This is a genomic window from Archangium sp. Cb G35 (genome assembly GCF_001896145.1).
GTDB classification, from domain to species: domain Bacteria; phylum Myxococcota; class Myxococcia; order Myxococcales; family Myxococcaceae; genus Archangium; species Archangium violaceum.
This window is the reverse complement of record NZ_MPOI01000024.1, coordinates 20,793-32,466: the sequence shown is the minus strand read 5'-3', so window position 1 is coordinate 32,466 and position 11,674 is coordinate 20,793. Positions and strand designations below refer to the sequence as shown.

Sequence of the window (11,674 nt, the reverse complement as noted above, 5' to 3'; positions counted from 1 at the left end):
CGAGTAAACCACCCAGCAACCCTCACTCGAGCAACCACTCCCTCTCCCCCCGGGAGAGGGTCGGGGTGAGGGTGCCCGTCTCCCAGGTTGAATCCGCGTCAATCCACCACGACGTCACACCTGGGTCAGAATCTCCGCGCCATCCCGAGTCACATAAATGGTGTGCTCGAACTGCGCGGACCGCTTCCCATCGGCGGTGACGACGGTCCATCCATCATCCCAATCCAGGTGGCGGATGGAGCCCATGGTGAGCATGGGCTCGATGGTGAAGAACATGCCCTCTTCGATGATGTCGGTCGCGTGATAGTCGAAGGTATGTGACACCTGCGGCTCGAGGTGGAAGATCTCCCCGATGCCGTGGCCGCAGTACGACTGCACGACACCATAGCCGTAGCGCTTGGCATGGGCCTCGATGGCGCGGCCGATGACGTTGATGGGCAGCCCCGGCTTGACCGCTTCAATCCCGAGCATCATGCACTCGCGAGTCACGCGGAGCAGCTGCTCGGAGGCTGCGTCAATGTTCCCCACGGGGAAGGTGGCCGAACAATCCCCATGCATGCCATCGAGGTAGATGGTGACGTCGAGGTTGACGATGTCGCCATCCTCGAGGGGCCGGCTGTCGGGGATGCCGTGGAGGATGACCTCGTTGACCGAGGTGCAGAGGGACTTGGGGAACCCGTGGTAGTTCAGGGTGCTGGGGTAGCCACCGCGGCGGATGTATTCCTCGTGGCAGAGGGCATCGATCGCGTCGGTGGTGACGCCGGGCTTCACGGCGGCGCCGCAGACCTGGAGGACCTCAGCGGCGGCGCGGCAGGCCCTGCGCATGCGCTCCACTCGGGTGGCGGGGTCTCCCTTGGCGCCAGGGCCGGGCCGGCCCTTGTCCGCGTAATCAGGCCGGGGGATATGAGCGGGCACGGACCTGCGAGGGCTCACCGCACCGGGCCGCACACGCCGGGAGGCGGGGGCGGGCGCGCGGGCCTGCGAGTCATCGCCGCGGTGACACTTCTTGTACTTGCTCCCGCTGCCGCACCAGCAGGGCTCGTTGGGGCCGGGCAGCTTCGCGGGGGGAGCGAGTGTCGTACTGGTCGTGGTCATGTCCGTGCTTCCTTCATCAGGTGCCGCTGGCGCACCCCATATCTACACCTCCGGAAACGCCAGGGCTCATGCGATTTGCGCATGGCGCACCTACCCACGGGGGTGGCCATGGCAACCGCCTGCTCCCCGGCCCGGTGTTCCCAGCGTCCATGCGGAGCGTTCCGGGGGCCGGGGAGGGGAGGACAGCACGGAAGGGCCCCTCACGGCGCGAGGGTCAGCGGCGCTCGTCTTCCTCGCCCTGGCGCTGGCCGTCGCCGTCAGTGTCCTGCGGCTGTCCCGAGCCGCCCATGCCCTCCTTGAAGCCCTCCACGGCCTCGTGGGCCGTCTCACGTGCTTCCTCCGCGCTCTTGCGCGCGTCCTCGGCCGCCTGGTCCACGGCTTGTCCGGCCTTGCGCGCCTCCTCGCGGACCGTGCGGTTCCCGCGCTCCTCGCAGCCCACGCCCAGTCCGAGCACACCGAGCAACCCCGCTAGGGCGAGGCTCTTCCATCCCTGCCGCACCATCACCGCCTCCTTCACATGAAGTCGTTCCGCTCCAGGCTCCGCTCATCCGATACGAGCGAGCAGTCTGTTCCCGATCGCGAGGGCCACTGCGTCCTCCACCAGCCCGGCCACCACGTTGGGGACACCCCAGTCCCGCGTCGCCAGTTGCCGCAGTTTGTAGAAGGCGAAGGACGAGGCCACGGCCGCCGCCGCGCCGAGCAGGGCCCGGCCCACGGTCATCCTCTGGTGCGGAGCGGCCACGGCGGCACCGGCCAGTGCGCCCGAGAGGGCCCTCGCCACCAGGGACGGCGGAGAGATGCGCGCGGGAACCCACGGCAGCTTGTCGGCGACGAGCTCACCAGCGGCCAGCACGGTCAACACGCGCGAGTTCCGCTCGGACGCGAGCGCATGCACGCGCCCCTTGGGAGCATCGACGGGCGCCTGCGCCAACTGGTGACTGAGAAATGCGGGGGCGCTGAAGCTCCGCATTCCGGCCAGCACTCCGAAGCCCACGGTGTTCAATAACGCATCCCGTCTCATGTGCTCACTCTCCTGCTCGACGCCGCCAAGCCGGCGGCCGAGGCTCTTCTGCGAGTAGAACTGCACCGGCTTCTCATCCACCTTCAGGTGTGCGTGGACCAACGCCTCGGCATCGGGGTGCCGATCCAGACGGCCAGTGCGCAACAGCTCCCGCAGCCGGGCGTGGGCCATGTGGTGCCAGGCGCGTTGGTAGCGCCGCCCCAGCAGTGTGAAGCCCAGCCGGCTCCACCAGTTGGGGAACTGGCCCTCGCGCCAGGAGGCCTTGATGTGGAAGCGCAACTCCCCGCTGCCGTGGTCCTTGCTGAGGAGGAACCACTCCCGTCCCGCCTCGATGTGCCCCAGCAGCGTGTCGATGCGGAAGCCGTACACGGTCCGCTCGTCCTGCTGCTCGGATCGGATGGCGCCGATGCGCACCGGGCAGAGGTAGCTCAGGCCCATGGACTTGAGCTCGAGCAGCACCGGCCGGTCCTGCATGGGCAACGCGGCGTCGAAGTGCCCGTACACGACGCGCGGGTCGGAGAAGCCGTAATAGACGAGGGCGTGCTTCAGCTTGTCGAACGCGTCCTCCGCGATGGGCGCGCCCGGACGATCCCTCGCGATGATGGCCTGGGACTCCACCTGGTTCCAGCCGTTGTCGAGCGTCATCTCCTCCTCGGCCGCCTCGAAGTTGAGGGGGAGGGTGGAGGCCCGCTCGAGCCGGACCAGCACCTCGTCCGCCGACCAGCCGCGCAGGAAGCGCCACTCGACGTGCGTCATGTCTCGTCTCCGCGAGCGAGGAAGGTGGGGCCCCGGACGTCATCCGCGCTCTCGTGTGCCTCCTCCATGAGGGTGGTCTCCGCGTGGAGGAAGCCGATGACTCCCTCGCCCACGGTGAGGGCCACGGCGTTCACGAAGTCGGTCCAGGTGTTGGTCTGCATGGCCTCGCCGCCGGTGCGGAACCCCAGGTATTTCACCCGCGAGCCGGAGCGGGCCCGGCTGCGGATGTGGAAGATGACGTCGCCCCGCTCGTTGCGGTAGGCGCCAAAGGTGATGCGTCCCGCTTCCGGGTGCCCGGGCAGGGTGGCCAGGGTGAGGCTCTGGCGATCCCGGTGGATGATGCGTACGCGGAAGGTCCCCGCCCCCCGAATTTGCACCCGCAGCTCGTCGCCCGGCTCCAGGGGACCGTCCCGTTCGTGCTCGGGCTCGAAGACGACCAGCTCCTCCGGCGCGAACTCCGGGAAGCGGCGGGCCACCAGCTCCATCAGCTCGGAGGGCGAGCACCCGCAGCGCTCGATGACGGCCCAGTAATCGCGTTGTAACAGCGGGCCGTGGCCCTCCGCGGCGGCGAGCAGCCCGTCGCACAAGTCACCGCCTGCCTCCATGCCTGCTTCCCCCATCTCGCCTCCTCCACGGGACGTCCTCAATATGGTGCCGGGCGCAACGATGGGCGCACGGGGCCTGGGAATGGGCCCCTCACCGAGGACAGGAGGGCGGCATGCAGCAGGACATCAATCCCGCGAACAAGAGGTCACTTCAGGACTACCGGGCGGCGACGGTCATGCGCGCCGAGCACACCGAGGGCTCGTTCACCCGGCTGCTGGAGCAGCAGACGGCGAAGATTCCCTCGGATTTCTTCCTCTTCGCCAGCCTGTGCGCGATGGGCTTCTCCCTGGCGGCGGAACTGTCGCGGAAGACCCGGGCCAGTCACTTCGTGGGCATGTGGGTGGGCCCGCTGCTCATCATGGGCGTCTACAACAAGCTGGTGAAGACGTTCGGCGCGCGCTGAGCCACGGCTCGCTCCAATTGGTGCATGCTCCGGCGCGGACACATCCGGAGACACGCATGCGCTACTTCGAGGACTTCCAGGTGGGCCAGGTGCACGAGCTCGGTTCTCACGAGGTGACGCGCGAGGAGATCCTCGCGTTCGCCCAGCAGTATGATCCCCAGCCCTTCCACCTGGACGAGGAGGCGGGCCGCCGTTCCATCTACGGCAGCATCATCGCGAGCGGCTGGCAGACCGCCGCCATCTGCCACCGGCTGCTGGTGCGCTCGGTGCTGGAGGACTCCGCCAGCATGGGCTCGCCGGGCGTGGACGAGCTGCGCTGGCTGCGCCCGGTGCGGCCCGGGGACACGCTCTCGGCCCGCATCGAGGTGCTCGAGGTTTCACCCTCGCGCAGCAAGGCGGACAGAGGCACCGTGCGGACCCGCATGGAGGTCCGCAACCAGCAGGGCGAGGTGGTGATGACGGAGAGCGCCGCCGTGCTCTTCCGCCGCCGCCCCGCCTAGGCCTCCCGGCAATCGGCGGAGGGGCGAGCGGCCCCATGAGCGCCCCTTCCGCCGCACGTGCTCCTCTCTTCTTCTCACTCCGTGCGACCGTGCCGTTTGTGTTGGACGTGTCAGCCCGGAGTGCTACTGGGAGCGCATGACTACCGCGATTTCCACGTTTTCTCGCTCGTTGGAGCAAATCGGGCAATTCGGTGCTCCGCTCGCGGAGGTGCTGCCCCGCTTGCGTACGGCCGGACGGGTGGGGCTCCACGCGAGTGGGCTGATGTCCGGTTGGGCCACCGCGCTGCCCATCGACGAGGTGGATCTCTCCTTCTTCAAGAACAGCTTCAACGGGGCCATGGAGCTGCACGCGCGGGTGCTGGCGGATCCCAACAAGCGCGAGGCGCTGGCCCGGGCCGAGCGGGAGGATCTCCTCACGCTGCCGTTGTTCCTCGGCTCCATCCTCTCGGACATCGGGCGTGTGCGGCACAAGCAGCGCCACGGGCTGCAGGAGCTGCGGGTGGAGCCGGAGGATGCGTTCCCCTATCCGGACTACTACCTCACGGACTTCCACAACCAGGCCAACGGAGGCCTGTCGCTGCGCGCGGCGCTGACGTACGAGTGGCAGATCCGCCTGCTCTTCATGGGCGCCAACCGGCTCATGCGCCAGGGCGTCATCGACCAGATTCCCGAGGGGAGCCACCTGGATATCCTCGACGTGGCATGTGGCCCGGCGACGTGGATGCGCCAGGCGTGGCTGCAGAACCGGCGGCATCGCTGCACGGGCATCGATCTCTCCCCGTCCTACCTGGAGGCGGCCCGGCTGTTGCGCCGCAAGGCCACGTTCCTGCAGATGAACGCCGAGCAGATGCTGCCGGAGTGGACGGAGCGCTTCGACCTGGTCACCTGCATCTGGCTGTTCCACGAGCTGCCGCCACCGGCCATCGAGCGCGTCACCGCGGAGATGGCGCGGGTGCTGGAGCCGGGAGGGACGCTGGTCTTCATGGATGCCATCCAGCAGGGGGACGCCAACCGTGAGGAACAGGGCTCGTTCGAGCACTTCGAGACGTACTTCAACGAGCCCTACTTCCAGGACTACTCGCGGATGGATCTCCCGGAGCTCTTCGAGCGCCACGGGCTGCGGGTGGTGAAGACGGAGCGCTGGTTCATGTCGAAGCTGCTGGTGTTGCGCAAGGAGGGGTAGGGCGGAGGGGGAGGGCGGGCGCGCGGGGCGGTTCTCCGCTAGGTTCAGGGGGTGAAGCGGATCTCCTACCGGAAGGTGGGGCTGCTCGGCGCGCTGTACTTCGCGCAGGGCCTGCCCTACGGCTTTCAGTCCAAGGCGCTGCCCGTCTACCTGCGGACCCATGGGGTGTCGGTGCTGGCCATCACCGTTCTCGAGGTGCTGGCGCTTCCGTGGATGCTCAAGGCCCTGTGGGCGCCGCTGGTGGACCGCTACGGCTCGGAGCGCCTGGGCCGGCGCAAGTCGTGGATCCTCCCCATGCAGTTGGGCCTGGTGCTCACCTGCGTGGCGGCGGCCTTCGTGCCCATCGAGGGCCAGTTGCCGTTGCTGCTCGGCCTCGTCTTCCTGATGAACCTCTTCGCGGCCACGCAGGACATCGCGGTGGACGGCTTCGCGGTGGATCTGCTGGAGCCCCACGAGCTGGGAGGAGGCAACTCGGCGCAGGTGATGGGCTACAAGCTGGGGATGCTCACCGCGGGCGGGCTGCTCGTCTGGATGATCGATCTCATCCACTGGCGGGGTCTCTTCCTGGCGATGGCGGCGCTGTCGCTGCTGGTGCTCGGGGTGGTGCTCCAGACGCGGGAGCCTCGGCGCGAGGGGCGGGAAGGAGCGATGGACGAGCGGCTGTCCTGGGCCGAGCTGCGGGACAAGATTCGCGCCGTGTTGGTGCTGCCCGGCACGGTCTGGATGTTGCTCTTCATCGGCACCTACAAGCTGGGCGAGACGATGGTGGATGTGCTCTTCAAGCTCTTCCTCGTCGACGCGGGCTTCAAGGTCTCGCAGATCGGCCAGTGGGTGGGGACGTGGGGAACGGTGGCGTCGTTGCTCGGCTCGGCGGCGGGAGGGGTGCTCGCCACGCGGATGCCGGTGCTGGGGGCGCTCGCGCTCGCCTCGTGCCTGCGCGTGTTCCCGCTCGGGTGGGAGTGGTTGCTGGCGGTCCAGGGGCCCACGGAGACAGGCGTCATCGCCGCCACCGTGGCGGAGCACTTCTTCGGCGGCGTGCTCACCACCACCATGTTCGCGTTCATGATGTCGCGGGTGGACCGGCGCATCGGCGCCACGCACTACACGCTGCTGGCGAGCGTGGAGGTGATCGGCAAGGGGCCCAGTGGTCCCCTGGCGGGCCTCCTGTACTCCCAGTGGGGGTGGAGTTACGCGAACGTGTTCCTGCTCGGCACGGTGCTCTCGGTGGTCTTCGTGGGGCTCCTCCTGCCCTTGCGGCGCATGGCGTCATCGACCTCCACCTCCTCTCCCTCGGTGTAGGAGCCGTGGCCCCTCGGGAGGCCCGCCCGGCTGCTGGGGAAAGAGGCGGAGGAGGGATGGCGTGCCGGTATGGATTCCGTTACCTGCTCGCACCTGGACTCAACCTCGGGTGTAACCACCGGCCGCTCGCGCGTATATAGGGGGCCGCGCGAGGCGACAGGAGCGACATGGACGCGAAGAAGAAGGTGGGACTCATTGCGGCGGTCTTCGGGCTGGCCGTGGCCGTGGTGCCCTTGCTCCTCCCCACGGGCCCGAGCTCGGGGTTGGACGCGGCGCGCTTCCTCGAGGCCGGCAGCTTCGCGCTCGGCGCGGCCGCGGTGTTCGCCGGCGGTCTGCTCACCGCGATGACCCCCTGCGTCTACCCGCTCATTCCCATCACCGTGTCCGTCTTCGGGGCGCGCAAGGCCGAGGGCCGGGGCAAGGCGCTCATGCTGACCAGTTCCTACATCATCGGCATGGGGGTGGTGTTCAGCGGGCTGGGCGTGCTGGCGGCGAAGACGGGACAGGCCTTCGGCTCGATGCTGGGCAGTCCGGTGGTGGTGACGGGCCTGGCGGTGTTCCTCCTGCTGCTGGCCACGTCCATGTTCGGCGCCTTCGAGCTGGCGCTGCCGAGCGGGCTGCAGCAGCGGCTCAACTCGGTGGGCGGCTCGGGCGTCACGGGCGCATTCCTCATGGGCAGCGTGTCCGGTTTCCTCGCGGCGCCGTGCACCGGGCCGGTGCTGACGGGCCTGCTGGCCTTCGTGGCCAAGTCGCAGAGCACGGGGCTCGGCGCGGCACTGCTCTTCATCTACGCGCTCGGCATTGGCGTGCCCTTCTTCCTCATCGGTGTCTTCACCGTGCGCCTGCCTCGCGGTGGCGTGTGGATGGAGTGGGTGAAGAGCGTGCTGGGCATCGTGCTGGTGGCGCTCGCCATCTCGTACATCCGGGACGCCTTCCCCACGGTGGGTGGGGCGGTGAAGGGCGTGGCCGAGCAGCTCGGCCACACGCCGGGCGCGCTCATCGCCGCGGTGCTGGCGGTGCTGGGCGTGCTGCTGGGCGCCATCCACCTGTCCTTCAAGGAGGGTGCGCGGGACTTCACGCTCAAGGGATTCGGCGTGGCGCTGGTGGTGGTGGCGCTGGTGCTGCGTGGCGGCGCGATGGATGCGAAGTCGGCGGGGGCGCTGTGGGTGTCGCTCGGGATGATGGAGCCGCCCAAGGCGCCCACGTTCGAGTGGCACGCGGTGCTGCCGGCCAAGGGCGCGGGCTTCGCGCCCGAGTCCCTCGAGCAGGTGCTGACCCGGGCGAAGAGCGAGGGCCGGCCGGTGATGATCGACTTCTTCGCGGAGTGGTGCGCGGCCTGCAAGGAGCTGGATCGCGAGACCTATCCGGCGCTCGAGGTCATCAGCGAGTCGGGGCGCTTCATCAACGTGAAGGTGGACGCGACGAACAGCGATGACGCGCTGGACGCGCTGATGGAGCGTTTCGGGGTGGAGGGCCTGCCCACGGTGGCCTTCATCTCATCCAACGGCGAGATGTTGCGCGCCCCGAGGGTGACGGGCTTCCTCGAGCCGCGCTCCTTCGTCGTCGAGATGAAGAAGGTCAACTGACGGCCGATTTCCCCTCTCCCCCCGGGAGAGGGAGCTGTGGGCCCCCTCGAGCATTTTCCTGAAGAGGAGCAGTTGTTGCTCCTGAAGTGGATCAGCTGTCGCGGTGGACGGTGTCGGGCGAGAAGGCGGGCAGGCAGATGGCGATGTACTCGGCGCCATCGGCCTCGGGGGTGCTGTAGCGGACCCACTCACCGGGCTCGGTGATGACGGCCTGCCCCGCGCGTACATCCAGGTGGCCGCCCTTGTGCTCCACGCGCAGCGCGCCCTTGATGACGACGGTGATCTCCCGGAACTCGGGCGTCTGACCGGGCTCCAGCCACCCGCCGGGGCTGCGCATGTGGGCGACGCTGAGCTCGGCCTGCTTCGTGTTCACCCGCCCCACGTACTCGTCGATCAGCTTGGGCTTGTTGCCCGCGGCGGTGACGCGCGTGGGGGCGGGGATGAGGGTCGGCATGTCTCTCTCCGGGGAGGGGAAGGGTGCGCCGGCAGGCTACCAGCGCCCGCTCCTCCCCGGGCGGGAAGTCCCGGGACCTCCTACCGGAACGAGTCGCCGGCCACCGAGGCGCTGTTGCCCCTCAGGTACTCCTGCGCCTTGTCCAGCACCTCGTCCCTGCCGGACTGGATGCCCACGAGCGTCGGCCGCACGTAGACCTGGGGCCGCAGGCCCACGCGCTGCAACTGACGGCCGTCCACGTGCCGCACGTCGTGGCCGGTGAAGATCATCGCGATGCCGCCGGGCAGCACCAGGTCCGTGATGTCGCCGTTGGCGCCCGCGCTCGGGCTGCCGATGAACGTGGTGCCGTTGGCCGCCTCGAAGAACAGGCCGGAGTGCTCGGACTGGCTGATGGCGCGCTCGTCGATGAGCATCACCGTCCGGCCGCGGTACAGGGGCACGTCCGCCTTGGGCAGCTCCTGGATGAACTTGTACCGGCCATTGGTCTCGGCCGCCGAGACGACGTTGCGCTCGAACACCGCGGCGTGGCGCGCCTTGCGCGTGTTGAGGTACGGCGCGATGGCCCAGGCCGTCCCGTTCGGGTAGCCGCGCATGTCGAAGATGATGGCCCGGGTGTTCTTGAACTTCTCGAACATGTCCGCCACCTCGGACCTCTGCAGGCGCGTCAGGTCCACGTAGCCGGTGTTGTCCGCCAGCATCCGGTACGGCTCGCCCTTCTGGGGCTTCTGCAGCGACTGGATGTTCCGGGTGAAGCGCACCTGCTTCGTCTGCCCGCTGGCGTCATGCACGCCCAGCGTCGCCTGGGAGCCCTCGGGCCCCGCCAGTGCCTTGGCCAGCAGGCGGTGCCGCAGGTGCACCGGGTGCGAGGCCGTCACGTAGGGCTCCAGCGCCTTCATCCGCTCCGCCACCGGCTTGCCGTCGATCGTGTCGATGACGTGGCCCCGCACGAGCCCCGGCGCGGCCTCGGCGTCCCACACGTTCATCACCACCGCCACGCCGTCGATCTCCATCGCCTCGAAGGGGGCGTTCATGCCGGCGATGCCCCGCTTCTCCAGCTCGGGGTGGCCGCGCAGGTTGGTGTGCCCGTCCTGCACGAGCGTGCTCAGCTCCGCCACCGCGAGCGCGTACTCCGCCGCGTCCTTGGCCTTCTCGAACTTCGGGATGAACGTGGTCAGCGCGCCGTCCCAGTCCCGGGAGAGCAGGTGCTTGTACGGGTAGAAGAAGTGGATGACGTTCCAGGCCCGGAAGAGCGCGAGCAGGCGGTACTCGCGGCTCGGGTAGAGCATGTCCTCGTACTTGCGGTCCGGCTGCCACCGGGCGGGAGGCAGCTCCGCCTCGCGCGCCGCCTTGCCCTTCTTCGCCGGCTTCTTCGCCAGGTCGAGCGCCTTCTGGAGCGTCTCGTCCTTGTCCGAGCGCGCGCGCTTGGGCAGCACCGCGTCCGCGCGCATGGGAATGCCCAGCTCGCTCAGGCGCACCGAGGCCGTCAGCCCCGCGCCCAGCTCCACCTGCATCTGCTCCACCACCGCGCCGTCGTCCAGCCGGCCCTCGGTGACGAGCTGCGCCAGCCCCTGGGCCTTCATCGTGAGGGCGCGGGTATCCAGGTACGACTTGTCATCCAGCAGGAAGATGACGGGGCGCGCCTTGCCATCGCCCTTGGGGGAGAGCTCCTCGCCCGCCGTGGTGAGGAACGAGGTGGTGTAGCCGCCGCTCGTCCCGCCGAGCGAATGGGGGCGGAAGCCCGAGTGGAACACCGTGCGCTGCCCGGGCACCTGGAGCTCCTCGCTGAGGAGGTACGGCAGGAGCCTGCCGAGCGCCATGGACATGGACCAGACGGTGTTGGGCTCCAGGCCGCGGGCGCGCAGATCGACGATCACCGCCTTGGCCTTGGAGATGTCCGGGCGCAGCTCCTCGGGCTTGCCACGCAGGGTGGCCATGACGGCCGCGTCCTTGACGGCGCGCAGATCCAACACGAGCACGTCCTTGGACTCCCAGCTGCGCAGCTCACGCACCGGGGCGGAGGGTGCCTTCTGCGCGCCCTCCTGCTGCTCGTCGGGGCGGAGGATGCGCGTGGCGGGATCCTTCAGCGCGTCCAGCATGTCCTGCACGGCCGCGGCGTAGGCGGCACGGTCCTTGGCGGCCTCCACCCGGGGGATGGCGGCCACGAGCGAGGCATCCCAGTCGATGTTCTTGTAGGCCAGGGCGGGGTGGCGGTAGCGCACCTGACCCCACAAACGGGCCAGGCTCTCCAGCCGCTCTTCCCGGGAGGGCAGGGCTTGGGGTTTGGGCTCCGCCGCCGACGCGGTGAATGCGACGAGGCCGAGGGCCAGCGCGAGACTCGTGAGAAGGGTGCGCAGCATGTACCTTCCTGGGGGAAAAGACCGTCCGGGGCCCCAACGGTATCGCACCTCGCACCTCCGACCGAAGAGGGGAGTGTGATTCCGGGGGGTTGTGCCCCGCCGGGCGCCCTTGCCTGCCCGCACCGGGGGTGTGGGGCCCGGGGGGGTGTGAAATGCTTCACACCATTGGAGTGAGCCAACTCACAGCGCTGGAAGTGGGGCCGTGAGAAGGTGCTTTCAGAAACGGGGGGGGCGGTTCCGTCGAGCGAGGGGGCTTGCACTGCGGAGCCGGACATACCCCAAGAGGCGCCTTTCAGTACAAAGGGGGGAGGCGCCTCCTGGATTCCCGCGAGGTCCGGGGGGGCACGCGGGATTCTACGTGGCCCGCTTCTTGATGCCGGGGGGCATCGGGGAGCGGGCCGCGGTCTTTTCTGG

General features: G+C 69.0%; 11 protein-coding genes. 5 read left to right on the top strand and 6 right to left on the bottom strand.

Going from position 1 to position 11,674, the window contains the following annotated elements; genetic code table 11:
• Nucleotides 1-114 precede the first annotated feature (114 nt).
• The 4 genes from map to BO221_RS49415 form a co-directional block, all read right to left on the bottom strand.
• Nucleotides 115-1,095, bottom strand: a complete 981-nt coding sequence (gene map, locus BO221_RS49430; RefSeq protein ID WP_073567931.1) for a type I methionyl aminopeptidase — start codon at nt 1,093-1,095, stop codon at nt 115-117.
• 214 nt (nt 1,096-1,309) lie between these two features.
• Nucleotides 1,310-1,597 carry a hypothetical protein gene (locus BO221_RS49425; protein WP_073568007.1) on the bottom strand — a complete coding sequence of 96 codons (288 nt, stop codon included), beginning with the start codon at nt 1,595-1,597 and terminating at the stop codon, nt 1,310-1,312.
• Between the two features lie 42 nt (nt 1,598-1,639).
• Nucleotides 1,640-2,872 carry a DUF1990 family protein gene (locus BO221_RS49420; protein ID WP_073567930.1) on the bottom strand — a complete coding sequence of 411 codons (1,233 nt, stop codon included), beginning with the start codon at nt 2,870-2,872 and terminating at the stop codon, nt 1,640-1,642.
• A complete protein-coding gene (locus tag BO221_RS49415) occupies nt 2,869-3,492 on the bottom strand; it encodes a DUF1990 family protein (RefSeq protein ID WP_073567929.1) in 624 nt (207 codons plus the stop codon). The genes BO221_RS49420 and BO221_RS49415 overlap by 4 nt, the downstream gene beginning before the upstream one ends.
• A 98-nt stretch (nt 3,493-3,590) precedes the next feature.
• On the opposite strand from BO221_RS49415, the gene BO221_RS49410 reads away from it, so the two are divergent.
• The 5 genes from BO221_RS49410 to BO221_RS49390 all read left to right on the top strand — a co-directional run bounded on the left by BO221_RS49410 (nt 3,591) and on the right by BO221_RS49390 (nt 8,449).
• A complete protein-coding gene (locus tag BO221_RS49410) occupies nt 3,591-3,881 on the top strand; it encodes a hypothetical protein (protein WP_198956340.1) in 291 nt (96 codons plus the stop codon).
• A gap of 56 nt (nt 3,882-3,937) precedes the next feature.
• Nucleotides 3,938-4,381: a MaoC family dehydratase gene (locus tag BO221_RS49405; protein ID WP_073567928.1), complete on the top strand. Its 444-nt coding sequence runs from the start codon at nt 3,938-3,940 to the stop codon at nt 4,379-4,381.
• Nucleotides 4,382-4,517: 136 nt separating this feature from the next.
• On the top strand, nt 4,518-5,564 hold the full coding sequence (locus tag BO221_RS49400) for a class I SAM-dependent methyltransferase (RefSeq protein ID WP_143196145.1): 1,047 nt from the start codon (nt 4,518-4,520) through the stop codon (nt 5,562-5,564).
• A 51-nt stretch (nt 5,565-5,615) separates the two neighbouring features.
• Nucleotides 5,616-6,863 carry an MFS transporter gene (locus BO221_RS49395; protein WP_073567926.1) on the top strand — a complete coding sequence of 416 codons (1,248 nt, stop codon included), beginning with the start codon at nt 5,616-5,618 and terminating at the stop codon, nt 6,861-6,863.
• A gap of 167 nt (nt 6,864-7,030) precedes the next feature.
• Nucleotides 7,031-8,449 (top strand): protein-disulfide reductase DsbD, encoded by a 1,419-nt coding sequence (locus BO221_RS49390; RefSeq protein WP_073567925.1) that lies wholly within the window; start codon nt 7,031-7,033, stop codon nt 8,447-8,449.
• Nucleotides 8,450-8,540: 91 nt separating this feature from the next.
• Here the strand turns inward: BO221_RS49390 and BO221_RS49385 are convergent, their stop codons facing one another.
• Entirely contained in the window at nt 8,541-8,903 is a 363-nt protein-coding gene (locus tag BO221_RS49385; RefSeq protein ID WP_073567924.1) for an AraC family ligand binding domain-containing protein, read from the bottom strand.
• A gap of 80 nt (nt 8,904-8,983) precedes the next feature.
• Entirely contained in the window at nt 8,984-11,260 is a 2,277-nt protein-coding gene (locus BO221_RS56900) for a S41 family peptidase (RefSeq protein ID WP_073567923.1), read from the bottom strand.
• Nucleotides 11,261-11,674: the final 414 nt, after the last annotated feature.

Excerpts from the sequence above, each read along its gene's own strand:
- BO221_RS49415 (WP_073567929.1), bottom strand. The coding sequence starts at position 3,492 with ATGGGGGAAGCAGGCATGGAGGCAGGCGGTGACTTGTGCGACGGGCTG.
- BO221_RS49390 (WP_073567925.1), top strand. The coding sequence starts at position 7,031 with ATGGACGCGAAGAAGAAGGTGGGACTCATTGCGGCGGTCTTCGGGCTG.
- BO221_RS49405 (WP_073567928.1), top strand. The coding sequence starts at position 3,938 with ATGCGCTACTTCGAGGACTTCCAGGTGGGCCAGGTGCACGAGCTCGGT.
- BO221_RS49420 (WP_073567930.1), bottom strand. The coding sequence starts at position 2,872 with ATGACGCACGTCGAGTGGCGCTTCCTGCGCGGCTGGTCGGCGGACGAG.
- BO221_RS49425 (WP_073568007.1), bottom strand. The coding sequence starts at position 1,597 with ATGGTGCGGCAGGGATGGAAGAGCCTCGCCCTAGCGGGGTTGCTCGGT.
- BO221_RS49400 (WP_143196145.1), top strand. The coding sequence starts at position 4,518 with ATGACTACCGCGATTTCCACGTTTTCTCGCTCGTTGGAGCAAATCGGG.
- BO221_RS56900 (WP_073567923.1), bottom strand. The coding sequence starts at position 11,260 with ATGCTGCGCACCCTTCTCACGAGTCTCGCGCTGGCCCTCGGCCTCGTC.
- BO221_RS49385 (WP_073567924.1), bottom strand. The coding sequence starts at position 8,903 with ATGCCGACCCTCATCCCCGCCCCCACGCGCGTCACCGCCGCGGGCAAC.
- BO221_RS49410 (WP_198956340.1), top strand. The coding sequence starts at position 3,591 with ATGCAGCAGGACATCAATCCCGCGAACAAGAGGTCACTTCAGGACTAC.
- map (WP_073567931.1), bottom strand. The coding sequence starts at position 1,095 with ATGACCACGACCAGTACGACACTCGCTCCCCCCGCGAAGCTGCCCGGC.